Below are 26524 nucleotides of genomic sequence, written 5' to 3'. Positions count from 1 at the left end.
ATCGTCATTTGACTTCAACCCCCTTCAAACCTTCAGTGGACCACTGCACGAGGTGTCATGTGAGTAACGTTTTCGATCCCCGCGAAGCCGGGTATTACATTGCCCCTCAAGGCCTCTACGAACGCAACAAACAACGCCCGTTTCTGGGCAGCATCCACTGTGATCGTGACACGCTGATTGCTGGCCAATGGGATGAAATCACCTTGGTCTACGAGGTCGGCGGCAGCGGCCTCGCAGACGGCGCCTGGTTGAAACTGGCCTTCAAGTTCTACTCCGACTGGGCCTTGTTCCAGACCTCGAATCCGACTGGCCCCAACTATGTCAGCGCCGAATATCAGGCAGGCGAGCTGGTCCCTGGCCAGAGCCAGGCCTCTGTGCAGCATCTGAAAGTGCGCTTCGACCAGAAGGGGCATGAACGGCCGTTTCAGAAAGCGATCATCATCGACATCATCGACGGTTACCTGAATCCGGGAGACAAAATAATCATTCGCCTGGGCGATCGTCGTCAGGGCGGCGCGGGTACGCGGCTGCAGAGTTTTGTCGAGAAGGACTTCCGTTTCCGTTTGTTCATCGACCCGCTGGGTAGCTCGAAATTTGCCGAGGTGCCGGGTGACCCGCTGCTGAACATCGTGCCGGGACCGGCGCAAAGCGTGCAGTTGATCGTGCCTCGCCTGGTCAGCGCGGGTGAGGCGTTCGACGTACTGCTCAGGGTGGATGATGCCTGGGGCAACACCTGCCGCAACTTACCGCTCCAAGGTGTCCTGACTCTGGTTGATCCCGAAGGGGGGGAGCGACAACAACCGTTCACCCTGGCGGCTGAAGGTTGGGCGACTGCCCGGCTTGAAGGTTTTGATCTTGGTGCGGTGGGGGAGTGGCGCTTGTCGGCCGAGGTGGCGGTACCTTTTGTGCGTGCCGCTCGGGCGTTTGTCACGGTCGATCCGGCTGGCACTGCATTGCGCCCGCTGTACGCCGACCTGCATGTGCACTCCGATGACACGGTGGGCACCAACGACACCTTGTACAACCTCAGCTACGGTCGCGATGTCGCCGGGCTCGATGTCCTCGGTTACACCGCCAATGATTTCAATATCACTGAGCAGCGCTGGGATCAGGCGGTCAACCTGATTCACGAACTCAATGAACCAGGACGATTTGTTTGCTATCCCGGCACCGAATGGTGCGGCAACTCTTGCGCGGGCGGCGACCGTAATGTGGTGTTCCTGCATGACCGCAAACCCGAGTTTCCCTTCGACAATCAAGGTCGGCTGGTGCGTTCTTTCGAGTGGAACGAGTTCACCGCCGGCACCATCAAGCCGGGTGCCTGGCCGGTGGATGAGTTGTATGCCGCCTATGCCAAGGACCCCGAAGGGCATTTGATGATGCCTCACGTCGGCGGACGCCGTTGCAACCTCGACTGGCACCATCCGGAGCTGGAGCGCCTGATCGAGGTCGGCTCGGCCTGGGGGCAGTTCCATTGGGTCTACGCCGAAGCGCTTCAGCGTGGCTATCGGGTGGGTGCCGCGGCGAACAGCGATGAGCATCAGGGGCGTTGTGGCGGTGGTGTTCCGGCCACGGCGGTGTTCGGCTCTCGCGGCGGGCTGACTGGCGTGGTGGCCGAGGCCTTCGATCGAGCCAGTGTTGGCAAGGCACTTCGCGCCCGTCGCACTTTTGCCACCACCGGCGAGCGTTCATTTGCCAGCCTGCGCCAGGGCCAGCATTTCATGGGTGAAGTGTTCACCGCCGATGCAAATGCCACGCTGGACTATCGACTGCTCGGAGAGGCGGGCTGGGAGCAGGTCGATCTGTTCGATGGCGACAAACTGATCTGGTCGCGCAACCTGCATCAGGAATTGGGTTTTTCCAGCCAACGTATTCGTCTGCGCCTGGGCGGCGCAAGGATCAAGGACCGTTATCGCGGCGCCTACTGGACCGGCGAGATTCGCGTGACGGGTGCGGTCATCAACGGCTTTCGCGCCTTGGGTCTCGATCACCCCGAACAAACTGTATGGCGCAAGGATGCAACGGTTCTGGCCTTTCGCACCGACACCAACGGCGACACCGACAGCATCGAAATCGACTTGTCGCAATTGGCCGGCGCCACGCTGCAGGTTCATAGCCGCATCGATAACTACATCAAGGTCGGCGACCCGTCTGAACCGCAACCTTACGTGCATGCGCCGACGGTGCTGATGGAGTTGTCCGGCGATGAGTTGCTGGTGCAATCGCAAGTGAGTGAAGAGTTGCCGGGCGCGGAGTTGAAGGTGTCCCTCGAAAGGACAACCGCTGCGCCGCTGCCTCGTGAACTGCAAGGGCAAATCGAGCTTGCCCGGTTGAATCTGGAGCAGGGGCGTGAACATCCATTATTCATCTGCGCCCGGCAGCGCGATCAATCCCGAGTCTGGACCTCGGCGCTGTTTCTTACGTTATAAACGGCCATAAAAAAGGGCAGCTCAAAGCTGCCCTTGTCCCAACCCATTCCTTAGGCCGCGGTAAACAGCTTGTGCGGATCCATGACGAATTTCTTCGGCGCCCCGGCATCGAACTCGTGGTAGCCACGCGGCGCGTCGTCCAGGCTGATCACCTGCACGCCGACGACCTCGGCAATCTTGATCCGGTCCCACATGATCGCCTGCATCAGCTGACGGTTGTACTTCATCGTCGGGGTCTGGCCGGTGTGGAAACTGTGGGACTTGGCCCAGCCGAGGCCGAAACGGATGTTCAGGCTGCCATGCTTGGCGGCTTTATTGACCGCACCCGGGTCTTCGGTGACATACAGACCGGGGATACCGATATTGCCGGCGACGCGCACCACGCCCATCAGCGCGTTGAGCACATCGGCCGGGGCCTCGTGCTGCGCGCCGTCATGGCCGTGGCCACGGGCTTCGAAGCCGACCGCATCGACCGCACAATCGACTTCCGGCTCACCGAGCAGGTTGGCGATTTGCTCGTGCAGCGGAGTGTCCAGGGTGAGGTCGGCGATCTCGAAGCCCTGGGCCTTGGCATGCGCCAGGCGCAGCGGATTGACGTCGCCGACTATCACCACCGCCGCACCCAGCAGACGGGCGGAGGCGGCAGCAGCCAGTCCGACCGGACCGGCACCGGCGATATACACCGTGCTGCCAGGGCCGACACCGGCGGTCACCGCGCCATGGTAGCCGGTCGGCAGGATATCGGAGAGGCAGGTCAGGTCGCGGATTTTCTCCATTGCCTTGTCGCGGTCGGGCAGCTTCAACAGGTTGAAGTCGGCATACGGCACCAGCACGTATTCGGCCTGGCCGCCAACCCAGTCACCCATGTCCACATAGCCATAGGCACCGCCGGGGCGCGCCGGGTTGACCGTCAGGCAGACGCCGGTGTGCTGCTCCTTGCAACTGCGACAACGGCCGCAGGCGACGTTGAACGGCACCGATACCAGGTCACCGATCTGCACGTTTTCCACGTCACGGCCCTTCTCGATGACCTCGCCGGTGATCTCATGGCCAAGCACCAGCCCGACCTGGGCCGTGGTCCGGCCACGCACCATATGCTGGTCGGAGCCGCAGATATTGGTCGAAACCACGCGCAGGATCACGCCATGGTCAATGCGCTTGCCGCGCGGGTCTTCCATTTTCGGATAGGGGATGGTTTGCACCTCGACCTTGCCTGCGCCGAGATACACGACACCACGATTACCAGACATGATTTCACCTCGCTTTTGTTGTTGTGAGAACACGGCCCTTGTACTGCGAAGGGTCGCGCGGCCTTACAGTGCGGCGGTAAATGTCTTGCGTTTGCACGTGAATGCAGATGGGTTGGAAGTCACCTTCCAACGATGCGTGATAAGCAGTCATCGTATCGATCCTACGCCTGGTGTCAGCACCCTGCGAGGGCATTTAGCACCCAATTACCCCACCGGTTGGCAGGGCTGACGCAGGAGTAGCGGGCGCTGAACGCCGTGTTTGCCCCCCATCAAAGCACAGCGCCAAAATATTTTTATCTGATAAATGTTTTATTGACTAAAAAATAATACCGGGTAATCATTTCCCTGCATCTGCTTTCACGCAGAGTCATTTTGCAGGGGAAACCCGATGAGTCAGAACACCGTGCCGTTGCTGGCCAGTCTTTACATCGAGACGAATGAATCGTCACTCGACAGGCGCTTGGCGCCTTTGTTTATGCAGGGTTTTCCGGCCGAGCCAAAACGCCGCGTCACCTGGAACAACTGGATGCGTCCACCGTTCAATCAGTGGGGGTTCCGCAATCTGGCGCGCCTGCGTCCCTCCATTGATGTGGAGGCGGGTGGCGGACCGGTCAGTGTCCTGAAGGAAGCGCCACAAGCGCTGGATGAACTGCACTTCGACAGTGAATGTGGCTTGAGCGTCAGTGTCATCGATCATCTGGTGGTCAGTCAGACCGACGCCTTTTTGGTGATGCAGGGCGACACCGTGCTGTTCGAGCGTTACTTCAACGGCCAGCGTCCCCGGGACCGGCACGTCATGTTCTCGGTGACCAAGTCGCTGATCGGCACCCTGGGGGAGCAACTGGTCTGCGATGGCATCCTCAATCCGGAGTTGCCGGCGGCGTTTTACGTGCCCGAACTGTTGGGCAGCGCGTTTGGCGATGCCACGGTGCGCCAGCTGTTCGACATGGCCGTGGGCATCGACTACAGCGAAGTCTATGACGATCCCAACTCCGAGAGCTCGCAGTACGGCTATGCCTGCGGTTTCCAGCCGGCACCTGCGCAGTACGCTCAGTTCGAGTCGCTGTATCAGTACCTGCCGTCGCTGAAAAAACGCGGCAGTCATGGCGGCTTTTTCCATTACGTGACCGCCACCACCGAAGCCCTGGCCTGGGTCATGGAGCGCGCTTCGGGCAAGGCTTGCAATCAATTGCTGCAAGACATCTGGAGCCAGTTGGGGTGTGAGCGCGACGGCTACTTCATGGCCGATCCTTGGGGGCGTAGCGTTGCCGGTGCCGGTTTCAACGCCACCTTGCGAGACATGGCGCGGTTCGGTCGGCTGCTGGCCAACGACGGTCGCCATGATGGGCTGCAATTGCTGTCGACCGAGACGGTTGCACGCATTTGCGCCGGCTCCGATCCCGCGATCTACGCCAAAAACTCCGAGTTCTCCCAATGGACCCCTGACGCTTCCTACCGCAGCCAGTGGTACGTCTTCAACGACCACACCCAGGCGATCATGGCCGGCGGTATCCACGGCCAGTACCTGTTCGTCGATAAGCCGTCCGGTGTGGTGATCGTCAAGCAGTCATCGCTGACCGAGGCTGTCAGCCCGTTCGATGCTGACAGCGTGCGCATGCTGCGTGCCATCGCCGCGCACCTTACTCACTGAAACGCCTCATAACGACAAGAAGTTTGCGACCTATTCGCCTGGCTCGACCAGGTGTTGGCGGCGCTTTGCGCCGCCATTCACTGCCCTGTAACAACAATAATCACACAGGAGCTTCATATGGTTCTCATGACGCGTTTCTCTCGAACGCTCTTAGCGGTCGGCTTACCCCTGACCGCCCAAGTCGCGCTGGCGGGCTACACCTTCGAGGATGGCAACCTCAAGGGTGAGGTCAACTTCACTGCCGGCGGTGCGACCCTTTCCACCCGTAACGTCAACTTCGGCAGCGGCCGCGTCGATGCGCGCAGTGGCAAGAATGGCGGTACGAAAATCGACTGGCAGGAGCTCTACGTCAAGCCCGGCGTCAAGCTGGAATACGCCCTGCAGCCAGACTTCAGCCTGTTGGCCGGTGGCTCGCTGGTGGCGGCGACCACCTTTGGCGACGGCGATGCCGGCGGCTTCACCCGCAGCTCTGATGGTGATGTAGCCACCGAAGAACTCTACGGTGGTTTCCGGGCCGGGGAGTGGACGCTCACAGCCGGTCGCCAGAACTACATGATCGGGACCGGCTTCATCGTCATGGACGGTAACCTCGACCAACTCAAGGACGGCGCCTACTGGCTTGGCCCCAGAACCGCCTTCAAGGATTCGGCCATCCTGGCCTGGGATCATGGCGCATTGAAGACCCAGGCCTTCACCTTGCGGGTCGATGACGATCTGGGTGACTTCCGCATGACCGGCGCTAACCTGGACTACAACCTCGACGACCAGGTGACACTGGGGGCCATGGCGATGAAGGTCAACGCGCTGGGGCCCAAGGGCAGTACACTGCCACGACGCCGGGACGGGATGCAGGTGTACAACGTGCGTGCGTTGAAGGCCAAAGTACCGGGCGTGCCGGACCTGACCCTGAATGCCGAATACGCCGTGGAGCGGGGCAGTGGTGAAGGCGTGGATTACGATGCCAACGCCTGGTACGGTCAGGCGGATTACGCCTTCAACACGTTGCCGCTGACCCCGGTGATCGGCTATCGCTACGCCAGTTTTTCCGGCGACGACAACCTGGCCGACAACCGGCAGAAAGCCTGGGAGTCACTGAGCAAGGGCTTCGTCGACTGGAGCACCTGGCTGGTGGGGGATGTCGTCGGCAACTACCTGCTGTTCAACAGCAACGAAAACGTCCAACAGTTCTCGCTCAAGACCCACCTCAATGAAACGCTGACCCTCGGCGCGATCCACTATCAGTTCTGGCTGGACGAGAAAAACTACATGGGTGCGCAGGTCAGCGATCGGCGCTTTGCGGACGAGAGTGTGGTTTTCCTCGACTGGACCCCGACGCCGTCGTTCTATACGTCGCTCTCCTATAACTGGGTCAAGCCGCTGGCCGCCGCCAGGCAGGTGTTCGGCGATGACCAGAAATTCAGCGCGCTGGAACTGTACTTCACCTACCGCTATTAAGTGCCGCGAGCCTTCGCGGCCGCGCAGGAGTGCTTAACCATGAACATGTTTTTGCGTAACACCTTATTGGGCGCTGTAGTGTCGTTGCTGGCCAGCGGTGTGTGCCTGGCTGAAGAGCGCACGGTGCGGATCTACAACTGGATCGAATACCTGCCACCTGAAGTGCTCAAGAGCTTCCAGGAGGAAACGGGCATCCGTCCGGTCTACGACGTTTTTGACAGTGTCGAAACCCTGGAGTCCAAGCTGCTGACCGGCAATTCCGGGTATGACGTGGTGTACCCCGGCAGCGCCAACCTGAGTCACCTGATCGCCGCCGGTGCCGTCCAGCCGCTGGACCGCAACCAGCTGCCGAACTGGCAGCACCTGGACCCGGAGTTCATGAAAACCCTGGAAGCTGCCGGTGATACGGGCAACCGCTACGCAGCACCGTACCTATGGGGCATCACGCTGATCGGCTACAACGTCGACAAGGTTCAGCAAGTCCTGGGCGCCAATGTGCAGATGAACACCTGGGACATGATCTTCAAGGAAGAGAACCTCGCCAAGCTGGCCAGTTGCGGTGTCGGTTTCCTCGACGCAGCCAACGAAATCGTGCCCATCGCCTTGCACTACAAGGGCCTCGACCCCAACAGCCAGAAGCGCGAAGACTACCCGCAGGCCCAGGCGGCGATGATGAAGATTCGCCCGCACATCACCTACTTCAACTCCTCACGCTACGGCATGGACCTGGCCAACGGTGACATTTGCGTAGCCGTCGGCTGGTCGGGTGGCGTGGCGCTGGCCAAGCAACTGGCCGATGCGGCCGGCAAGGGCGTCAGGGTGGAGATGGCGTTACCCAAGGAAGGTGCGCCGATGTGGTCGGATGTGATGATGGTGCCGGCCAACGCCCCCCATACCAAAGAGGCCTATGAGTTCATCAACTACATCCTGCGCCCTGACGTCATTGCCCGGATCAGCAACAAGATCGGTTACCCCAATCCGAACAAGGACGCCACCGCACTGGTGAACGCCGAGATCCGTAATAACCCCAACATGTATGTGCCGGACGAAGCGCGCAAAACACTGTTCGCTCTGCAGCCCATGCCGGCAGCCGTGGAGCGGATCCGCACCCGCACCTGGACCACCATCAAGACCAACCGCTGATCATCGTGGCCCGGCGTCGTGACGCCGGGCTCGCCAGCAATGACGCGCCTCGGCTATGGCATGCAGCCAGTCTGGGAGGAGGCTGGCGTTCTCAGGCCCGCATTCCGTAAAAGAGCAGCTCGGTGATACGCCTTACCTGGGCGGAGTGTGACTCGATGTCCGGCTGTTCCTGGTTGACCAGCCTGAACAACTGCAGGTGTGAGTAGTCGTTCAACAGGAAGGCGGCCAGGTCGACGTTGAGGTCGGCGCGTAGCTTGCCGGCCTGTTGCAGTTCTCTGAGTAAACCGCTGATTTCGGCCCTGAGCGCATCGTTCATGGCCCGATAACCTTCGGGCAGTCCGTTATCACCACCAAATAGAATCAACGGCAGCAGTTCACGCCAGAGACTGGGATGCATGACTTCCAGGGCGTAACCGGTCAGCAGGCGTTCCAGGTAGCACAGGGCCTCGACCGGATCTTCTATTTCAGGGATCTGGTTGCGGGTGTCCTTAAGGGCGCGCTGGTCGGCGTCGTGCAGGATTTCCAGGATGATTTCCTGCTTGTTGCCGAAGTACTTGAACACGGTGGGCGCCGACACCCCAGCCTGGTTGGCGATCTGTTCGATGGTGGTGTTCTGGAAACCTTGACGCTCGAATAGTTCGATCGCTGCCTTGCTGATGGCTTGGCGTCGTTCGACTTTCTGACGTTCACGCAGTCCGCTCACGGTTGATCCCTTGTCGCTATGAATAAAGGGGGCGCATGTCGCCCAATCATCCATGCAAAATACTTAATCGGGTAAAACTTTTAAAGCGCTAATTTCTGTAGTGCGCGTTTATCCCGGAAGCGAAAAGTCTCGTTGGCTGATGGCGAGAGTCCTCAGGCTTAATAGTTAATTTCATTAATCTTTTAAGCGCTGCTCACCATGCATTGACCCGCCTGAATCAAGCCGATGCCTGTCGGTATTTTTTCAGTCGATAGGCAAACTGCGCACGACTCAAACCCAGCAGTCGCGCGGCAGCGGCCAGATTGCCTTGGCTTTTTTGCAGCGCTTCATCGATCAGGCGCGACTCCAGCCCTTCAATGGAGAAGCCGTGTTCCAGGCGAGCCAGGGTTTCCAGCAAGGCCGGGCGAGGCTGTGTGCCGGCGGGACTCTGGTCAGTTGCGGCGAGGCTGCCATTGTCGTCCAGAGAGTACGCATCCTGCGGCATGGGTTCGTTGCGAAACAGGTGGATCAGATCGATGGCTTGGCCGTCTTCGCTGGCGATCAGGCCGCGCTCCACCAGGTTCTGCAGTTCCCGTACGTTGCCGGGGAAGTCATAGCGCAATAACACCTTGAGTGCGCGCATGGTCAGGCCGGCGGGTTTGCGGGCGTAGGCCTGACAGAAGCGCCGCAGGAACGCGTTGACCAGCAACGGAATGTCGTCGCGACGTTCGCGCAGCGGTGGCAGCACGATGGGGTAGACATTCAGCCGGTAGAACAAGTCTTCGCGAAATTCTCCGGCCGCCACGGCTTTGCGCAAGTCGACATTGGTGGCCGCCACCACCCGGACGTCGACCTTGATGGGCTGGCCACCGCCGATGCGCTCGATCTCCCGCTCCTGCAATGCACGCAGCAACTTGCCCTGACCCGGCAGGCTGAGGCTGGCGATTTCGTCGAGAAACAGCGTGCCGCCCTGGGCGCGCTCGAAGCGTCCGGGGCGCGAATGGGTCGCGCCGGTGTAGGCGCCACGTTCGACACCAAACAGCTCAGCCTCGATCAGATTGTCCGGGATGGCGGCGCAGTTGAGCGCCACGAAAGGTGCTCGATGGCGTGGGCTGAACTGGTGCAACTGACGGGCGAACAACTCTTTGCCGACCCCGGACTCGCCGCTGAACAACACCGTGGCGGGCGTCGGCGCCACGCGCTGCAAGGCGAGGGTAGCGGCATTGAAGGCCGCGCTGGCGCCAATCGGTTTTGGCCCGCCGGGGTTTTCGCTGTCGTCATCCTGGGGGGCGGGCGCCGGGGCTTGAGGCTGTTTGGGCTCGGCGCTTGAGGGTGAGGCAGTGAGATAACTCAGGTCCTGCTCGACATCGCCCCATTGCTCGGCGGTCTTGCCGATCACCCGGCAGCTCTCATGGCCCATGCCCCGGCATTCGGTTTCGCGGAAGATCACCAGACGGCCGAACAGCCCGCTGACATAACCGATGGCATAGCCCAGTTCGGTCCAGCACACCGGATCCTGGCCGATCCCGTAGGCGGCGATATGTTCGTCGGCCTCACAGGAGTGGTGCCAGAGGAATTCACCTTCATAGAAGCCTGAGTCGGCGTCGAATTTGAAGTGCAGGGGTTCGACCTTGGTCATGCCTTCGAGTGTATGCAGACGCGTGCCGGCCGAGAAAACCGCCGCGGCGTCAGCGTCTGGCCAGCGCTCGCGGATCAGCCGCGCATCGCGCGCGCCGGAGAGATAGCCGGTGCGGGTAAACAGGCCGCGGCTCTGTTCCAGTCCCTGGCGCTCGATAATTTCTCGTCGCAGCGCGCCGAAGGATGAGCTGTGCAATAGCAGCATGCGCTGGTCGTTGAGCCAGATACGTCCGTCAACAGGGGAAAAGAACAGGCATTCGGTCAACTCGGCCAGGGTCGGTGAGTTGCCTTCGGCCAGTTGGGTACTGTCGCCTCGGGGCGAGAAATGCTCCTCCTGCACGGCAAGATGAGGAAGCAGCGAATGGGGATTGTTCATTGTTATGCCCCTGAGCGAGTCGACTGATCGAAATGATCAACTAGCAAAACAGTTATTAAACATAACTTTATCATTTGGACAAGTGGCGAGCTGCCGGCTGTACGCCAAGCACCTTGTCCTATTCGCAAACACCCCTCTACAGCCCGCAAGCCAGAGCCTTCGCCACTTGAAATGCGGCGCGACGCAGGAAGTCGGCACAGCCCTTGCTCTAGCGCTTTCACCACGCAGACGCCTTGCATCGTTTTAGCAAGGCCGCGTCAGGCAATGACAAACACAAGAGCCGGGAGACCGAAATGTCGGTAAGTGAACCATCTGATTTTCTGCGGGACGAGCCATGGCGTGAACGCATCTTCAATGGTGACTGGCTACGTCCATTGGGCGGCAGCCATAGCGTCATTGAACCGGCCACCGGCGAGGTGTTGACCGTCACCGGTTTGGCCGATGCAGCGGACATCGCGTTTGCCAGCCTGAACGCCGCTCGTGCTCAACCGGCCTGGGCGGCATTGGGGCCACGGGAACGCGCAGAGATCTTTCGTAAAGCTGCCGCACTGGCCCAGCAACACTTTGCCGAACTGGCGTTGTACATCGCCCGGGAAAGTGGCGGCAGCCTGTTCAAGGGTGAACATGAGGTCCGTGAGGCGATCGTGTTGCTGCATCAGGCGGCCGGGCTGCTGTCGCAACCCCATGGTCTGGTTCTGCCGAGCGAAGCGGGGCGCTTGTCCTATGCACGCCGGTTGCCCCATGGCGTGGTCGGGGTGATCTCGCCGTTCAACTTTCCCTTGGTGTTGTCCCTGCGTTCGGTGGCGCCGGCGCTGGCGGCGGGCAACGCCGTGGTGCTCAAGCCCGATCCGCAGACCCCGGTCAGTGGCGGTTTCATCATTGCCCGGTTGTTCGAGGCGGCCGGTCTGCCCAAGGGCTTGCTGCAGGTGTTGCCGGGTGCAGCGCCAGCCGGAGAAGCGCTGTGCCGCGATCCGCATGTGCGGATGATCGCGTTCACCGGCTCCACCGCAGCGGGGCGCAAAGTCGCGGAGCTGGCTGGGCGTCATCTGAAAAAAGTCGCCCTGGAGCTGGGCGGCAAGAACTCGTTGATCGTGCTCGAAGACGCCGATCTCGAACTGGCGGCCAGCAACGCCGCGTGGGGTGCCTGGCTGCATCAGGGGCAGATTTGCATGGCCACCGGACGCATCCTGGCCCATGAGTCGATTGCACAAGAACTGGTCCGCCGGTTGGCAGAAAAGGCACGGGCAATCACGGTCGGCAATGCCGCTCGCGGTGAGGCGGTGCTGGGGCCGTTGATCAACAAACGCCAGCTGTTGCGAGTGCATGAAATCGTCACGGAGAGTGTGACGGCCGGGGCAACTCTGCAAGCCGGCGGCGAGTATGAGCAGCTCTTCTACCAACCCACGGTGCTTTCCGGTGTGCGCCCGGGCATGCGCGCGTTCGACGAGGAAATCTTCGGCCCGGTGGCCACGGTGGTGAGTTTTGCCAGCGACGATGAGGCCATCGACCTGGCCAACCGCACCGAGTATGGCTTGTCCGCGGGGATCATTTCGCCTTCGGTCGGGCACGCGATGGCGATGGGCGAGCAACTCAATTGCGGGCTGTTGCACATCAACGACCAGACAGTGGCCGACGAATGCATCAACCCCTTCGGCGGACGCGGCAGCTCAGGAAATGCCGGCAGCGTAGGCGGCCCGGCCGACTGGGATGAATACACCCAATGGCAATGGGTGACGGTCAAGGATAAGGCGCCGCGTTACCCGTTCTGACGGGCCGGTTTTGCCGGGCCGACAAGGTAGGTCGGCTCACCGAGTACACAAAAATAATAAGAGGACTCAACATGAAACTCGACAACAAGATTGTGCTGGTGACTGGCGTCTCTTCGGGTATCGGCGCGGCCACGGCAAGCCTGCTGCGCAGCCACGGCGCCCAGGTGATTGGCGTGGACCTGAAGGCGCCGCACATGACCCTGGATGGTTTTGTTCAGGGCGATCTGAGCAGTGCCGAGAACATCGACCGGTTGCTGGCGCAGCTACCGGCACGGATCGACAGCCTGTGCAATATCGCCGGGGTGCCGGGCACTGCAAACCCGCAACTGTTGGCGCGGGTCAACTACCTGGGATTGCGCCACTTGAGCAGCGCGTTGCTGCCACGCATCAACGCTGGCGGCAGCATCGTCAATATCGCCTCGATCCTCGGCGCCGAGTGGCCGTTACGTCTGGAACAGCACAAGGCGCTGGCGCGCATCGAAGGTTTCGCCGCCGGGCAGGCCTGGCTGGCCGAGCACCCGGTACCGGACCAGACCTGCTACCAGTATTTCAAGGAAGCCTTGATCGTCTGGAATTACCTGCAGGCCCAACCCTGGTTTCTCGAACATTCGGTGCGCATGAACAGCGTCGCGCCAGGTCCGGTTTTCACGCCGATCCTCGGCGACTTCGTGAGCATGCTCGGTGAGGCCCGAACCCAGGCCGATGCCCATCGCATGAAACGCCCCGCTTATGCCGATGAGGTAGCGGCGGTGATCGCTTTCCTGTGTGCCGACGAGTCGCGCTGGATCAACGGCGTCAACCTGGCCGTCGATGGCGGATTGGCCTCCACCTACATCTGAAATGCACACCTGTAGACAGCGGCTGTGGCGAGGGAGCTTGCTCCCGTTCGGCTGCGAAGCAGTCGTAAACCGGTGCACCGGTTCTACTTGAGGGCCGTTGCGCGCCCCAACGGGGCGATGCGGCGTTCCGACAAGCCCCCTCGCCACAGATGCACAGGCAAAAATAAAAATAATGAGGAGCGTCCATGGACAACGTTAAACGTTGCTTTCGTTTCAAGCATTGCGCCCTGTTTCTGGCGTTATGCAGCGCCGGTGTGATGGTCGAAAGGGTCGAGGCCATGCAAATGGATCTTGGTGATTCCGACTGGAAACTGCGTTGGGACAACACCATCAAGTACAGCCAGGCCTGGCGTCTTCAGGGGCAGGACAGCCGATTGGTCAACGCACCGACCGCCAACGGCCTGTATCCCTCGATCCAGAGTCAGGGCGATAAAAACTTCAGCAGTGGCCTGGTCTCCAATCGTCTGGACCTGTTTTCCGAAATGGACCTCAGCCGGCAAAACTATGGCCTGCGCGTGAGCGGCGCAGCCTGGTACGACGATATCTACAACAAGGGCACCGACAGCAGCGAGCAAACGCATTTCCTCAGCGAAACCCGCAAGCTCCACGGTCGCGACGCGGAAATTCTCGACGCCTTCGTGTTCCTGCGTGGTGACCTCGGTGAAGACTCCCAGGGCGTGGTGCGTCTGGGCCGACACAGCCTGATCTACGGCGAAAGCCTGTTCTACGGTGGCAACGGCATTGCCAATGCCCAGGGCCCGACCGATGTGGTCAAGTTGCTCAGCGTGCCGGGGACCCAGTTCAAGGAGATCCTGCGTCCGGTCAATCAGATCTCCGGGCAGTTGCAGATCAACCCGCAGTTGTCGGTGGGCGCTTACTACCAGTTTGAGTGGGAACGCTCCAATGTGCCCGGCGCCGGCAGCTACCTGAGCGATATCGATGCCATCGGTTACGGCAGCGGTTCACTGCGCGAAGTGTTCGGCAACGACACGGTGAATGGCGGTGATTTGAAACCGCGAAATTCGGGGCAGGGCGGTATGCAGATCCGCTTCAAGCCGACCGGCACCGAGCTGGAGTTGGGTTTCTACGCTGCGCAGTATCACGACAAAACCCCGACCGGCCTGTACGCCTACCTCGACGGTGCGGCTGCGGCCGCCACGGGGTTGCCGATCCTGAGTTCCTATCGTCAGGTCTACGCCGAAGACATCAAGACTGCCGGCGTCAGCTTCTCCACCGCTTATGGGCCGTTCAACTTTGCCGGTGAAACTTCCGTGCGCTGGAACGCGCCGCTGGTGAGCAATCTGCAAGTGGTGGCCCCTGGCGTGGCGGCCGATGGCGACGATAACTCACTGTTTGCCAGGGGCAAAACCGCTCACGCCAACCTGTCGGCGATTTACCTGTTATCGCCCACCGCATTTTGGGATGGCGGCTCGGCACTGGCCGAGCTGGCCTGGAACCGCACCCTGAGCGTGACCGAGAACGCCGCCGCGCTGGATGCCAACACCACCCGCGATGCTACGGCACTGCGGGTATTGGTGGAGCCGGCGTACTTCCAGATTGTCGACGGGATCGACCTGACCGTGCCGATCGGCATGGGTGTGGTACTCGATGGGCGCTCTTCGGCGGTCAACAAATCGGGCTTCGGCAATACCCATTCCGGCGACTGGAGTGTCGGGCTCAAGGCCACCTACCTGCAGCGCTGGGATGTCGGCCTGAACTACGTGAACTTCTTCGGTGCCCCAAAAGCCGGGCTGCGCGAGGACGGCAATTTCAGTTACGGGCAGTCGTTGGCCGACCGCGACTTCGTCTCGCTCTACGTGAAAACCTCATTCTAATAAGGTGGATTCGCCATGCAGAACAAAGCATTTCTCAACACTTGCGTCCTCACCCTGGCCCTTGCCGGCATGAGCCTGGCGCAGGCGGCCGTGTCGCCTGAGCAGGCTGCACGTTTGAAGACTGAACTGACACCCCTTGGTGGCGAGCGCGCCGGCAACGCCGATGGCAGCATCCCGGCCTGGCAAGGCGGTTACACCAAGGTCGCGCCGGGCTACAAACCGGGTGACAAACGTCCCGATCCATTCGCCGGTGAAAAACCGCTGTACTCGATCAAGGCCTCGAACATGGAGCAGTACGCCAATGTATTGGCCGAAGGCACCAAACTGCTGCTGAAGAAATACCCGGACTATCGCCTGGACGTCTACCCGACCCATCGCTCGGCGGCAGCCCCGCAATGGGTGTATGACAACACCGGCAAGAATGCCACCCGCGCCACGCTGGACGTGGCGAGCGAGAAAGTCACCGGCGCCTATGGCGGCATTCCGTTCCCGATCCCGGAAAACGGTACGCAAGTGCTGTGGAACTATCGATTGTCCTGGCAGGGCGGCGACACCATCAGCTCGCCTTTCGATACCTGGCTGATGACCGCCGGCGGCAAGAAGGTCCAGGCAACCCGCGCCCAGTACACCTACCAGTTTCCCTACTACGTCGAAGACGGCAGCCTGGAAAACTTTTCCGGCAAGTACCTGGTGGGCAAGCTGCTGACCGAGTTGCCATCGTCCAAGGCCGGTGAAGGCCTGATGACCCATTGGGACCTGGACCCGGCCAACCGCGCGGCCTGGCAGTATCTGGTCGGCCAGCGCCGGGTGCGTCGTGCGCCGAACATTGCCTACGACACCCCGGACTTCGTGACCTCGGGGGTCGGTCTGTTCGACGAAGCGTTCATGCTGTTCGGGCCTACCGATCGCTATGACCTCAAGCTGATGGGCAAGAAAGAACTGATCGTCGCCTACAACAATAACCGCGCCGGCCTGGCCAAGAGCGACGACCTGGTCAAGCAGAACTTCCTCAATCCTGACCTGGTGCGTTGGGAGAAACATCGGGTCTGGGTGGTCGAGGCCACGCTCAAATCCGGCAAACGCCATGTGGTGCCGCGTCGCACCTACTACATCGACGAAGATTCCTGGCAGATCCTGATGGCCGACGGGTATGACGCCCAGGGCAAGCTTGGACGGCAGATGTATTCGCTGACGCTGCTGGCGCCGGACCTGCCGGCCCTTACCGCGCAGGTCATGTGGGGTAGCTACAACCTCGACACCGGGGCTTACTTCCTCAACTCCTCGAGCAACGATCTGGCGGTCCAGTACCAGAAAGTCGCGAAACCTTCGGCGTCCTATTTCACACCGGATGCCATGGCCAACGAAAACATGCGTTGAACCTGGGGAGGCCGCGGCGGGTGAGGGTGCGCGCTGCGGTCGCCTGTGACTTTGCGAGTGGGATAAAGACATGATGGGGCAAAAACGCTATGCAGGCTTTGGCCTGCGCCGGGGCGCCTGCGTCCTGGCATTGGGTTTGATGGCGTGTGTGTTCAGCGCCCAGGCGAGCACGTTTGCCGTACTGCAGCAGCCGGCACTGTCGACCGCCAAGGCCCAGCGCGCGGCATTGCTCGGGCTGACCCGGGCCGGCGAGCGACTGGTGGCGGTCGGCGAGCGCGGGATCGTGCTGCTCTCGGATGACGCTGGAGTCAATTGGCGCCAGGCCAGTGTGCCGGTCAGCGTCAGCCTGACGGCGGTGCAATTCGTCGATGCCGAGCAGGGTTGGGCAGTCGGTCATCTGGGCGTGGTGTTGCACACCGAGGACGGCGGTGAAACCTGGCACAAGCAACTCGACGGTGAACGCGCCGCCGCGCTGGCGGTGCAGGCTGCTGAGCGCGATGCCGATCAACCGGGCGGTGCCGGCAACCTGGCGCAGGCCCGGCATATGCTCGACGACGGACCGGACAAACCGTTTCTCGACCTGTACTTCAGTGACCACCTGCACGGCTACGTCGTTGGCGCCTACAACCAGATCTACCGTACCGACGACGGCGGGCGAAGCTGGCAGCCGTGGATGCAGCATGTGGACAATCCGCAGGGCCTGAACCTGTATGGCATTCGCGTCTCGGGCAACGATTTGCTGCTGGTGGGGGAGCGCGGTTTGCTGTTGCGTTCGACCGATGCCGGGCATTCATTCCAGGCCTTGAAGTCACCTTATGAAGGCAGCTTTTTCGGCCTGCTCGGCACTCGCGGCGGCGCCTTGATTGCCTATGGTTTGCGCGGTAACGCCTGGTGGTCCGATGACCGTGGCGGCAGTTGGCGACGCCTCGACACCGGCATCGAATCAACACTGTCGAGCGCCATCGAACTGCGCGATGGCAGCCTGCTGTTGGCCAGCCAGGGCGGCGAGCTTTTATTCAGCCATGACCAGGGTCGTAGCTTCGACAAACGCCAGAGCCGCAGCGGCGGGACTGTCGCTGCCGTGCAACAGGCGGCCGATGGCAGTCTGGCCAGCGTTGGTTTGAGCGGTGTGGCCGCTGACCAGGATCCACGAGCCTCTGGCAAACCTTGAATCTTCACGGTGCAGCGCTATCGGGCCACGGCCCGTGCAACAGGAGTCAGACTTGAAAGACGACAAAACCCAAACCGTGATCGGCCGCCTGGCAGACTTCGACCAGGCGTCGGGCAACTTCGCCGAGCGGGCGATCTTCAACCATCGACCGCTGGTGATCCTGCTGTGTCTGCTGGTGACGCTGGTGCTCGGCTGGCAAGCCACGCGCATCGGCATCAATGCCAGTTATGAGAAAACCATTCCCACGGGGCATCCCTATGTCGCCAACTTCCTGGAGAATCGCAGTGAGTTGAGCGGCCTGGGCAACTCGCTGCGGATCGCCGTGGAGGTCAAACAAGGCAGCATTTTCACCAAGGACTATCTCGACACCCTGGCCAGGCTCAACGATGAGCTCTATCTGCTGCCGGGTGTCGACCGGCCCTACATGAAATCGTTATGGACCCCGACCACGCGCTGGACCGCCGTGACCGAGGAGGGGCTCGATGGCGGCACCGTGATCCCCGACGACTACGATGGCTCGGCGGCCAGTATCGAACAGGTGCGGACCAACGTCGCGCGTTCCGGTGAGGTCGGTCAATTGGTGGCCGGCAACTTCAAGTCCAGCGTGATCTTCGTGCCATTGCTGGACATCAGTCCGCAGACCGGCAAGGCCCTGGACTACGGCGAGTTTTCCCGGCAACTGGAAGCCCTGCGGGACAAGTACCAGAGCGATGACCTGCGGATTCACATCACCGGTTTCACCAAAATCGTCGGCGACCTGATCGAGGGGCTGACTCAAGTTTTGCTGTTCTTCGTGGTGGCGGTACTGGTGACGGTGTTGGTGCTGTTTGGCTATACCCGCTGCGCGCGCAGCACGCTGGTGGTGGTGACGTGTTCGCTGGTGGCGGTGCTCTGGCAGCTGGGTCTGCTCGCCATCCTCGGTTGTGAATTGGACCCGTACTCGGCGCTGGTGCCGTTTCTGGTGTTCGCCATTGGCATGAGCCACGGCGCGCAGAAGATGAACGGCATCATGCAGGACGTCGGTCGCGGCACCCACCGGGTGGTGGCCGCGCGTTATACCTTCCGCCGACTGTTCGCGGCCGGCATGACCGCGTTGCTCTGTGATGCGGTGGGCTTCGCGGTGTTGCTGCTGATCAATATCCGGGTGATTCAGGATCTGGCGATCACCGCCAGCCTCGGCGTGGCGGTGCTGATTTTCACCAACCTGATTCTGTTGCCGATCCTGCTCAGCTATATCGGTGTCAGCCCGGCAGCGGCGCAACGCAGCCTGAGTTCGGAAAACGCCGAACTGCAGGCACAGATCAAGCATCCGTTGTGGCGCGTGCTCGATTTGTTCACCCAACGGCGCTGGGCCATGGGCGCCATGCTGGGCGCTCTGCTGCTGGCAGCGTTCGGTTTTGCCGTGAGCCTGCACCTGAAGATCGGCGATCTCGACCCCGGCGCTCCGGAGTTGCGGGCTGACTCGCGCTACAACCGCGACGCGCTGTTCATGACCCAGAACTATGCGGCCAGCTCGGATATTTTCGTGGTCATGATCAAGACTCCGGAAGATCAGTGCACCCGTTACGCGAGCCTGTCGGCAGTGGATGCGTTGGCCTGGCGGCTGGAGCAATTGCCCGGCGTGGAGTCGACCACCTCGATGGTGGCGCTGAGCAAAATCGCCACGGCCGGTTACAACGAAGGCAACTTCAAATGGTATGAGTTGATCCCCAATGACGGTGCGCTGGGCGCCGTGCAAACCCGTGCTCCGCGGGAGCTGTTCAATCAGGGCTGTTCGATGTTGTCGCTGTACGTTTACCTGGCCGATCACAAGGCCGATACCCTGAATCGGGTGGTGGAGGCCAGCGAGAAATTCATCAGCGAGCATCAGATCCCAGAGGTCAAATTCATGCTCGCCGCCGGCAGCGCCGGGATCGAAGCCGCGACCAATATCGTGGTGAAAAAATCCATGCGCGAGATGCTGTTCTGGGTCTACGGCGCCGTCAGCCTGTTGTGCCTGCTGACCTTCCGCAGCTGGCGCGCAACCCTTTGCGCGATGCTGCCGCTGATGCTCACTTCGATTCTTTGCGAGGCGCTGATGGTGGGGCTGGGCATGGGGGTCAAAGTCGCGACACTGCCGGTAATCGCATTGGGCGTGGGCATTGGCATCGACTACGCGCTGTATGTCTTGAGTGTAATCCTGGCTCGCATGCGTGCCGGCGACACCCTGGCCCAGGCGTATTACCAGGCGCTGCTGTTCACCGGCAAAGTGGTGTTGCTGACCGGCATGACCCTGGCGGTCGCAGTGTCGACCTGGGCGTTCTCACCGATCAAGTTCCAGGCCGACATGGGGATTCTGCTGGCGTTCATGTTCCTGGTGAACATGCTCGGCGCCCTGATCCTGCTGCCGGCCCTGGCCTGGCTGTTGCTGCCGCAGAAGGTCTTCGCAAAAAAGCCTGAAGCGAGCCGGCATGGGCTGTTGGTCAAGGAGGGCTGAGGACTCGGCAAGCGCTACACGAGGACGGGGACAGTGAGGACCGACTAGCTGTTTTCGGCACAATTGCGCCAATGCCTGTTACGGCGGAATGGAACTTGCCTCCCCAACGGCCTGCAAGCCTTGTGTGCCCAACAGGAAAGGTCCATGAATAACAATAACCCTAGCGTGGAAGGCGCCACCGGTACGCCGGACATGACTGCGGCGATTCATCGTTATCGCACCAACGACATCGATCAGCACGCACAGAACATGGACGGCTGGCAGGTACGCTATGACCAGCTGACGCCCGGTCGCTTCGAAGGTGAGTTGATCGAGTTTCGCGCCGGATGGATGCAACTGGCGCGCGACCGCTCTAATCAGGCGATGCTCAAGAGTGGCAGCGCCTGGAAGGGAGCCATCACCTTCAGCGTGCCGCTGAGCGCTCAGGGGGCGGTGTTTTGTGCGGGGCATCCGATTCATGATGCGAGCCTGTTGGTGGCCCATGGTGATCACTTGCCCGATCTGCGCACGCCCGAACATCTGGATCTGTTGGGGGTGGCGGTTGATGTCCAGGCCCTTGAACATGTGCTGGAGCGCCAGGGCGCCCGGTTTCGAATTACCGATCTTCCCAAGTGTTACCGTCTGGGGGCTTCCTCGGTGCAGGCTGAGTTGGCGGCGCTGTTCGACGAGCTGGCCGCTGCCGATCAGGGCCACGACAGCCTGCTGGGCTATGAGGCGATCCGTCATGGCATTCGCGATGCCGTGATGGTGCAACTGCTGGAGCTGGTCGCGCCGGATCAGGCCGCGCCCCTTAACCCGACGGCGCGCAAACGCATGGTCGATCGTGCCAGGGAATACGCGTTGGGGCATCTGGACGAACCATTGTCGATCCTCGATCTGTGCAATCACATCGGCGCCAGCCGACGCAAACTCCAGTACTGTTTCCAGGAAACCCTGGGTATCAATCCGGTGGCGTATTTAAGGGCGTTGCGCCTCAATGCAGTGCGTCGTGAACTGCGTGACAGCCCCCATGAACATGGGGTGCAAGAGGTGGCGGCGCGTTGGGGCTTCTGGCACCTGAGTCGCTTTGCCAGCGATTACCGCACACTGTTCGGAGAGACGCCCTCACAGACCTTGCGTCGCCATTAACTGTGCTGAAAACGGATAACCCGCCTACCGGAGTCGTTACTAGGATGGCCCACACCATTTGGTTGGGAGGGGCATTCGATGAATCACAAGAACAACAACTCAAGCATCAGCCGCGTCACTGTATTCACCCTGGGGCTGTTCGGCCTGTGCGCCGGCGCACAGGCCACTGAAAACGGGGCGCCGACCACCGCAGTGGGCGTCTATGACTTCGGCGCCGGGATGATGCCGCCGGCCACGCCATTCGGCACCCTGGGCCTGCGCACGGCCTACTATTCGGCCAACGTGCAGAAGGACCGCCACGGTCGTTCTCTGGACAACAATCTCTCCCTGGACGTGCTGTCCATCGGCCTGGCCTATATGCGCATGACGGACTACAGCGTCCTCGGCGCCCAATACGGTTTCGGCACGGTGGTGCCTTTCTTCAAGATGGATGCTTCCCTGGAGGTGCCGACGCCAGGCGGTCCGTTGAAGCTTGAGGCCGATCCGTTCCGCCTGGCAGACGTGCAGTTTCTGCCGCTGATCCTGCAGTGGAACCTGTCGCCCAACCTGTTCGTCAACACCCAGTTTCAGATCCAGACCCCCACCGGCGACTACGACAAGAACCGGCTGATTTCCCCCGGGCTCACCCACTGGACTTTTTCCCCCATCGTCAATGCCACTTACATCAGTGACACCGGCTTCGAGGTGTCATCGAGCTTCGAGGTGGACATCAACACGCGCAACCCTGCCACTGACTACAAGAACGGCGTGGAGTACCGGCATGAGTTCGCCGTGGGCCAGCACTTCGGCCCCTGGACCGCCGGTATCGGCGGGTACTACTACCGTCAGTTCACCGATGACGACGCCCCGGGCCTGACGAGTGGCAATCGCGCCAGGGTGCTGGCTGTGGGACCAGCGGTGAGCTACGTCAAACCGGGCCTGCCGCCGGTCTGGCTGCACCTCTACAAAGAGCAGGGCGCGAGCAACCGCGCCGAAGGCTACACCGTCGCCTTGCGCGTTTCCCAAAGTTTCTGAGGACCGGACTATGACTTCTGTGCATTGCGCTTCAACCCTGGCGACGCCTGTCGTGCGTCAGGCCACGGGACGCCGCGAAGGGCTGGTGCTGGTGCTGGGCAGCAGCCTGACCATCATGGGCTCGGTGATGATCGCGCCGATCCTGCCCAAACTCGGTGCCGAGTTCGGGCCGCTCACTTCCCGGGCCGACCTGCTGGTGCCACTGGCGGTCACCGGACCGGCGCTGGCGATTGCGGTGTGCGCGCCTCTGGCCGGTTGGCTCGCCGATCGAGTCGGGCGCAAGGCGTTGCTGGTGATCGCCACCTTGCTCTATGCCTTGCTCGGCGCGTTGCCGGCGGTGCTGGGAGATCTGCAGTCCATCGTCGCCGTGCGCCTGCTGTTCGGGGTGGCCGAGGCGGCGGTGATGACCTGTTGCGCGACCCTGATCGGCGACTATTGGCAGGGCGAGGAACGCTTGCGCTACATCAATCGTCAGGTGGTCACCATCGGTTTGGTCGGTGCGTTGTTCTTCGTCGTTGGTGGCGCTTTGGGCGAGCACTCCTGGCGCTTGCCGTTCCTCCTCTATTTGCTGCCGCTGCTGCTGGTGCCGGCCATGGTGAAGGTGCTCTGGGAGCCGGTTCGTACGCAGCCGTCCGTTGAGGTTCAGGGACCGGAGCGGGTGGCGATTCTGCCGCTGGTGTTGGGTTATCTGCTGATTCTCGTCGGCATGGTGCTGAGCTTTGTGGTGCCGGTACAGACGCCCATTTTGCTGGTGGGTCTCGGGGTCACATCCAGCACCCTGATTGGCCTGTCCGCCGGCTTGAGCCTGCTGGCCACCCTGGGCGGTTCCCTGGCCTGGCCGCTGCTGCGTCGACGCTTGGGGATCGCCGGCACCAATGCGGTGTTGCTGCTGTTGCTGGCGCTCGGGTTGTGGTTGCTGATGCGCGGGCAAAGCTACAACCAAGTGGTGTTGGCGGTGGTGATCCATGGCCTGGGCGCGGGATTGCTGGTGCCCAATGTCATGGCGCCGATGATGGAGGCCTTGAGTGCTAGAACCCGTGGTCGGGGATTGGGAGGCTTCACCGCGTGCCTGTATTTCGGTCAGTTCGTCAGCCCCTTGGTGGTGGCGATGCTCGGCGCATTTGCCGGCGACCTGCGTCACGCCATCGAATGGCTGGCCTTTGCCAGTCTTGCTGCCGCGTTGCTTTGGGCGATCGCCGGGTTATCGCGCCGCCGCTCGAACTCTTCCGTGCCATCCACCCATTCGTCATTGAAATAGATCCGGAGTATCAAACATGCAAGACATCCAGCAGTTGTTGGACAAGGAAGACGCCACCGGCCTGGCCGCTTGGGTCAGGCGTGGTGAAGTGCAGCCCGTGGAGCTGGTCGACGCAGTGATCGAGCGACTGGAGCGGGTTGAACCGCAACTCAACGCAGTGGCCGAGCGGCTCTACGACAAGGCCCGCGAGGCAGCGCTCGAACCTCAGGTTCGGGACGGACTGTTTGCCGGTGTGCCGACCTTGATCAAGGACCTGTTCGCGCCGGTGCAGGGTGCCGCAATGACCAATGGTTCGCTGGCGCTGGGCGGGGCCCGCGCCGATTTCGAATCCGAGGTGGTGATCCGCCTGCGCCGCGCCGGTTGCCTGATCGTCGGCACCAGCACGGCACCAGAGTTCGGCACATCCTATTCCACCGAGTCGACACGTTTCGGCGCCACCCGCAATCCGTGGAACACCGAGCACAGCGCCGGCGGCTCCAGCGGCGGGGCGGCGGCCCTGGTGGCGGCGCGGGTAGTACCTTTTGCCCACGGCAATGACGGCGGCGGTTCGCTGCGAGTGCCGGCGTCCTGCTGCGGAGTCTTCGGCCTCAAACCCAGCCGTGGTTTGCTGCCCTCCGGGCCAATGATAGGCGAGGGCTGGGCGGGCATGGGCACCAACCACTGCATCACCTTATCGGTACGTGACAGCGCGGCTTTGCTCGACGCCACGGCGGGAATCGATTTGGGTGCGCCCTATGCTGCGCCGCTGTCGGCGCAACCGTATGTGACTGCTGTACAACAGACTCCGCAGCCATTGCGTATCGCCCTGGTGGAGCAGATCGGGTCTTGGCCGACTTCCACACAAAGCCTGGAGGCGGTGCGTCAGGCTGCGAGCCTGTGTGAGTCGCTGGGGCATCGGGTAGAACCCGCCCGGTTACCGGTGGTGCTGCCTGAGTTTCTTGACCAGGTGTTCACTATCATCGGTGCCAGCACGCGAAACTACGTCGACCTGTTGGGCCAATTGCGTGGCGCGCCTGTACAGCCCGAGGAGCTGGAAGCCCGTACGCGGATCATTCTGCGCGACAAGGGCGGGGTCAGTGGCGCGCAATACGCGGCAGCAGTGGAGTGGATTCATGCCCTGGGCCGGCAACTGGCGCTGTTCATGCAGGATTACGACCTGATCCTCAGCCCGACCCTGACCCGTGAACCGGTACCGATCGGCGAGCTGGACCTGCGGGACGACCGCTTGAGTCTCGATGAATTGATCGAGCGCTTCCACAGTTACTCGCCGTTTACCGCGTTGTTCAATGCCAGTGGGCAACCGGCAATGTCGGTACCGCTTCACTGGAGCCCGCAAGGCTTGCCCATGGGCGCGCACTTCGCAGGCCGCTTCGGCGAAGAGGCGACCTTGCTGAGCCTGGCCGCACAACTGGAGCAGGCTCAGCCCTGGCGGCAGCGCGTACCGCCGGTGAATGCGTGCCTGCGCACCACGCCGTAACACGATCTGTAGCAGCAGCCACGCAGGCTCGGCAGCTGCTACAAGGAGTGCACCCCGGTCAGGTTTTATCCGCAACCGGGTTCGCCGTACGCAACGGCGGCTCGGCCGAGCGGGCAATCACGCTGATGATTGCCAGTGCTGCAATCAGCAGCCCGGGCGAGGTCGCCAGCAAAACTCCGGTGGTGCCGGCCCCGGCCGCCAGAATCTGCCCGGCGGCCAACGGCCCGGCTACTGATCCGAGGCGACCGATCGCCACCGCAGCGCCGACGCCGGTGGCGCGCACCGAGGTCGGGTACGACGGCGGTGTCAGGGCGTAAAGCACCAGCTGCGCGGCCATCACAAACAACCCGGCAGAAAAACCGGCGATGGCCATGGGGACGATGCCCACCGACAGGCCGACTCCAGCCAGCGCCGCCAGCAACCCGGCGTAGACAAACAGCACCACTTTGATGCCGTTGCAGCGATCCAGCAGCAGCCCGCCGAGCAGGGAACCGAGGGCGCCGCCGATGTTGAACAGCATCTGCACCAGGCCTGCCTGGGGTTTGCTGAAACCCTGTTCCAGCAACAGCGATGGCAGCCAGTTGAGCAGCATGTACATCACGGTCAGGGTGAAGAAGTAGCTCAGCCACAACGCCAGGGTGACGCGGGTCCGGTCTTCGCCGAACAGCGCCTGGCCGGTTGACGCGCGCGCCACGTTGACGCTGCCTTGTTGCTGGCGAAAGGCGCTGGACTCAGGCAGCAGCAGGACCATCAACGGCACCACCAGCAAGGGCACGAGACCACCGATGATGAAGGTCATCTGCCAATGCTCGGCAAACAGCATGGCGACCACCGCCGCCAGCGCGCCGCCCAACGGCACGCCGGCATACATGATGCTGATCGCGGTGCCGCGACGTTGCTCACCCACGGCTTCGGCACACAGCGCGATCAGGTTGGGCAGGGCGGCACCCAGGCCCAGGCCCGTCATGAAGCGCGCCAGCAGCAGGCCGGAAAAACTGCTGACATAGGCCGTGTTGAGGGAGAACACGCCGAACAGCAGCACCGCGCCGATGAGGATTTTCTTGCGGCCGATGCGATCGGCGATCCAGCCGCCGAAGAAGGCACCCGGCAGTAAACCGATGATGCCGGCGCTGAATACCCAACCCATCATTTTCGGGTCCAGGGCAAAGGTCTGGCGCAGGCCTGCGGCGGCAGTGCCAGCGGCTTGCAGGTCGAAGCCTTCGATCAGTGCAACGATAAAACACAGGGCGATGGTCAGCGTCGTGCGACGTGATGGGGTGTCCATGGCGAACCTCATTATTGTTTTTGTTGGGGCTTACGGGGGAGCGCGAGCCTGATTGCTGTAGGCGATAGCAGGCTGAAATTAAGATTAACAAAGATAACTAAAAAATGAATGACCAAGATTTTTTGCTGAAAAATGCCATTAATTTCATTTAAATCAATGTGATGACGTAAGGTTGAAGGTGTATTTAAAAAATAGATAATAATATTAATGTTCGATTATCGGTCATTGTGGATTGACGCCACCCTCAGGCGTTTCCATTCTCTGACCGGAG

Annotated in this window: 18 protein-coding genes; 14 read left to right on the top strand and 4 right to left on the bottom strand. The window is 61.5% G+C overall.

Going from position 1 to position 26524, the window contains the following annotated elements; all coding sequences use genetic code 11:
* Positions 1-59: 59 nt before the first annotated feature.
* The gene (locus AC07V0_RS02645) at positions 60-2429 is read left to right on the top strand and encodes a hypothetical protein (protein WP_086945712.1); all 2370 of its coding nucleotides are present in this window, start codon (positions 60-62) and stop codon (positions 2427-2429) included.
* Between the two features lie 50 nt (positions 2430-2479).
* Here the strand turns inward: AC07V0_RS02645 and fdhA are convergent, their stop codons facing one another.
* Entirely contained in the window at positions 2480-3679 is a 1200-nt protein-coding gene (gene fdhA, locus AC07V0_RS02640) for a formaldehyde dehydrogenase, glutathione-independent (RefSeq protein ID WP_018927872.1), read from the bottom strand.
* Positions 3680-4067: 388 nt separating this feature from the next.
* Between fdhA and AC07V0_RS02635 the strand changes: the two genes are divergently transcribed.
* The 3 genes from AC07V0_RS02635 to AC07V0_RS02625 all read left to right on the top strand — a co-directional run bounded on the left by AC07V0_RS02635 (position 4068) and on the right by AC07V0_RS02625 (position 7928).
* Complete coding sequence (locus AC07V0_RS02635; RefSeq protein WP_086945711.1) at positions 4068-5330, top strand: serine hydrolase domain-containing protein; 1263 nt, start codon at positions 4068-4070, stop codon at positions 5328-5330.
* 117 nt (positions 5331-5447) lie between these two features.
* Positions 5448-6785 carry an alginate export family protein gene (locus AC07V0_RS02630; protein WP_018927874.1) on the top strand — a complete coding sequence of 446 codons (1338 nt, stop codon included), beginning with the start codon at positions 5448-5450 and terminating at the stop codon, positions 6783-6785.
* Positions 6786-6824: 39 nt separating this feature from the next.
* Positions 6825-7928, top strand: a complete 1104-nt coding sequence (locus AC07V0_RS02625; protein ID WP_495019358.1) for a polyamine ABC transporter substrate-binding protein — start codon at positions 6825-6827, stop codon at positions 7926-7928.
* 91 nt (positions 7929-8019) lie between these two features.
* Here the strand turns inward: AC07V0_RS02625 and AC07V0_RS02620 are convergent, their stop codons facing one another.
* Positions 8020-8631, bottom strand: a complete 612-nt coding sequence (locus AC07V0_RS02620; RefSeq protein WP_028940835.1) for a TetR/AcrR family transcriptional regulator — start codon at positions 8629-8631, stop codon at positions 8020-8022.
* A gap of 217 nt (positions 8632-8848) precedes the next feature.
* The gene (locus tag AC07V0_RS02615; RefSeq protein ID WP_086945709.1) at positions 8849-10624 is read right to left on the bottom strand and encodes a sigma-54-dependent Fis family transcriptional regulator; all 1776 of its coding nucleotides are present in this window, start codon (positions 10622-10624) and stop codon (positions 8849-8851) included.
* A 293-nt stretch (positions 10625-10917) separates the two neighbouring features.
* Here AC07V0_RS02615 and AC07V0_RS02610 point away from each other — a divergent pair, with 293 nt between their 5' ends.
* The 10 genes from AC07V0_RS02610 (at position 10918) to AC07V0_RS02565 (ending at position 24968) form a co-directional block, all read left to right on the top strand.
* The gene (locus AC07V0_RS02610; RefSeq protein WP_018927878.1) at positions 10918-12393 is read left to right on the top strand and encodes a benzaldehyde dehydrogenase; all 1476 of its coding nucleotides are present in this window, start codon (positions 10918-10920) and stop codon (positions 12391-12393) included.
* A 71-nt stretch (positions 12394-12464) separates the two neighbouring features.
* A complete protein-coding gene (locus AC07V0_RS02605) occupies positions 12465-13232 on the top strand; it encodes a coniferyl-alcohol dehydrogenase (RefSeq protein WP_086945708.1) in 768 nt (255 codons plus the stop codon).
* Positions 13233-13417: 185 nt separating this feature from the next.
* Positions 13418-15067, top strand: coding sequence for a DUF1302 domain-containing protein (locus AC07V0_RS02600; RefSeq protein ID WP_018927880.1), 1650 nt, complete (start codon positions 13418-13420; stop codon positions 15065-15067).
* Positions 15068-15082: 15 nt separating this feature from the next.
* The gene (locus AC07V0_RS02595; protein WP_018927881.1) at positions 15083-16444 is read left to right on the top strand and encodes a DUF1329 domain-containing protein; all 1362 of its coding nucleotides are present in this window, start codon (positions 15083-15085) and stop codon (positions 16442-16444) included.
* A 70-nt stretch (positions 16445-16514) separates the two neighbouring features.
* On the top strand, positions 16515-17615 hold the full coding sequence (locus tag AC07V0_RS02590; RefSeq protein ID WP_086945707.1) for a WD40/YVTN/BNR-like repeat-containing protein: 1101 nt from the start codon (positions 16515-16517) through the stop codon (positions 17613-17615).
* A 52-nt stretch (positions 17616-17667) separates the two neighbouring features.
* Entirely contained in the window at positions 17668-20091 is a 2424-nt protein-coding gene (locus AC07V0_RS02585) for an efflux RND transporter permease subunit (RefSeq protein ID WP_086945706.1), read from the top strand.
* 144 nt (positions 20092-20235) lie between these two features.
* Positions 20236-21219, top strand: coding sequence for a helix-turn-helix domain-containing protein (locus AC07V0_RS02580; protein ID WP_064617340.1), 984 nt, complete (start codon positions 20236-20238; stop codon positions 21217-21219).
* 78 nt (positions 21220-21297) lie between these two features.
* Complete coding sequence (locus AC07V0_RS02575; protein WP_495019357.1) at positions 21298-22233, top strand: SphA family protein; 936 nt, start codon at positions 21298-21300, stop codon at positions 22231-22233.
* Positions 22234-22243: 10 nt separating this feature from the next.
* Positions 22244-23491, top strand: coding sequence for an MFS transporter (locus AC07V0_RS02570; RefSeq protein WP_086945704.1), 1248 nt, complete (start codon positions 22244-22246; stop codon positions 23489-23491).
* Positions 23492-23507: 16 nt separating this feature from the next.
* The gene (locus AC07V0_RS02565; RefSeq protein ID WP_086945703.1) at positions 23508-24968 is read left to right on the top strand and encodes an amidase; all 1461 of its coding nucleotides are present in this window, start codon (positions 23508-23510) and stop codon (positions 24966-24968) included.
* A 58-nt stretch (positions 24969-25026) separates the two neighbouring features.
* On the opposite strand, the gene mhpT is transcribed toward AC07V0_RS02565, so the two are convergent.
* On the bottom strand, positions 25027-26253 hold the full coding sequence (gene mhpT / locus AC07V0_RS02560) for a 3-(3-hydroxy-phenyl)propionate transporter MhpT (protein WP_495019356.1): 1227 nt from the start codon (positions 26251-26253) through the stop codon (positions 25027-25029).
* Positions 26254-26524: the final 271 nt, after the last annotated feature.

The sequence above is a fragment of the Pseudomonas sp. GW821-FHT01E10 genome (assembly GCF_059422365.1).
This window is presented reverse-complemented; position numbering and strand designations above follow the sequence as displayed.

Coding starts and splice junctions, on each gene's coding strand:
- AC07V0_RS02605 (WP_086945708.1), top strand. CDS start 12,465: ATGAAACTCGACAACAAGATTGTGCTGGTGACTGGCGTCTCTTCGGGT.
- mhpT (WP_495019356.1), bottom strand. CDS start 26,253: ATGGACACCCCATCACGTCGCACGACGCTGACCATCGCCCTGTGTTTT.
- AC07V0_RS02600 (WP_018927880.1), top strand. CDS start 13,418: ATGGACAACGTTAAACGTTGCTTTCGTTTCAAGCATTGCGCCCTGTTT.
- AC07V0_RS02610 (WP_018927878.1), top strand. CDS start 10,918: ATGTCGGTAAGTGAACCATCTGATTTTCTGCGGGACGAGCCATGGCGT.
- AC07V0_RS02575 (WP_495019357.1), top strand. CDS start 21,298: ATGAATCACAAGAACAACAACTCAAGCATCAGCCGCGTCACTGTATTC.
- AC07V0_RS02635 (WP_086945711.1), top strand. CDS start 4,068: ATGAGTCAGAACACCGTGCCGTTGCTGGCCAGTCTTTACATCGAGACG.
- fdhA (WP_018927872.1), bottom strand. CDS start 3,679: ATGTCTGGTAATCGTGGTGTCGTGTATCTCGGCGCAGGCAAGGTCGAG.
- AC07V0_RS02590 (WP_086945707.1), top strand. CDS start 16,515: ATGATGGGGCAAAAACGCTATGCAGGCTTTGGCCTGCGCCGGGGCGCC.
- AC07V0_RS02580 (WP_064617340.1), top strand. CDS start 20,236: ATGAATAACAATAACCCTAGCGTGGAAGGCGCCACCGGTACGCCGGAC.
- AC07V0_RS02570 (WP_086945704.1), top strand. CDS start 22,244: ATGACTTCTGTGCATTGCGCTTCAACCCTGGCGACGCCTGTCGTGCGT.
- AC07V0_RS02625 (WP_495019358.1), top strand. CDS start 6,825: ATGAACATGTTTTTGCGTAACACCTTATTGGGCGCTGTAGTGTCGTTG.
- AC07V0_RS02615 (WP_086945709.1), bottom strand. CDS start 10,624: ATGAACAATCCCCATTCGCTGCTTCCTCATCTTGCCGTGCAGGAGGAG.
- AC07V0_RS02630 (WP_018927874.1), top strand. CDS start 5,448: ATGGTTCTCATGACGCGTTTCTCTCGAACGCTCTTAGCGGTCGGCTTA.
- AC07V0_RS02565 (WP_086945703.1), top strand. CDS start 23,508: ATGCAAGACATCCAGCAGTTGTTGGACAAGGAAGACGCCACCGGCCTG.
- AC07V0_RS02595 (WP_018927881.1), top strand. CDS start 15,083: ATGCAGAACAAAGCATTTCTCAACACTTGCGTCCTCACCCTGGCCCTT.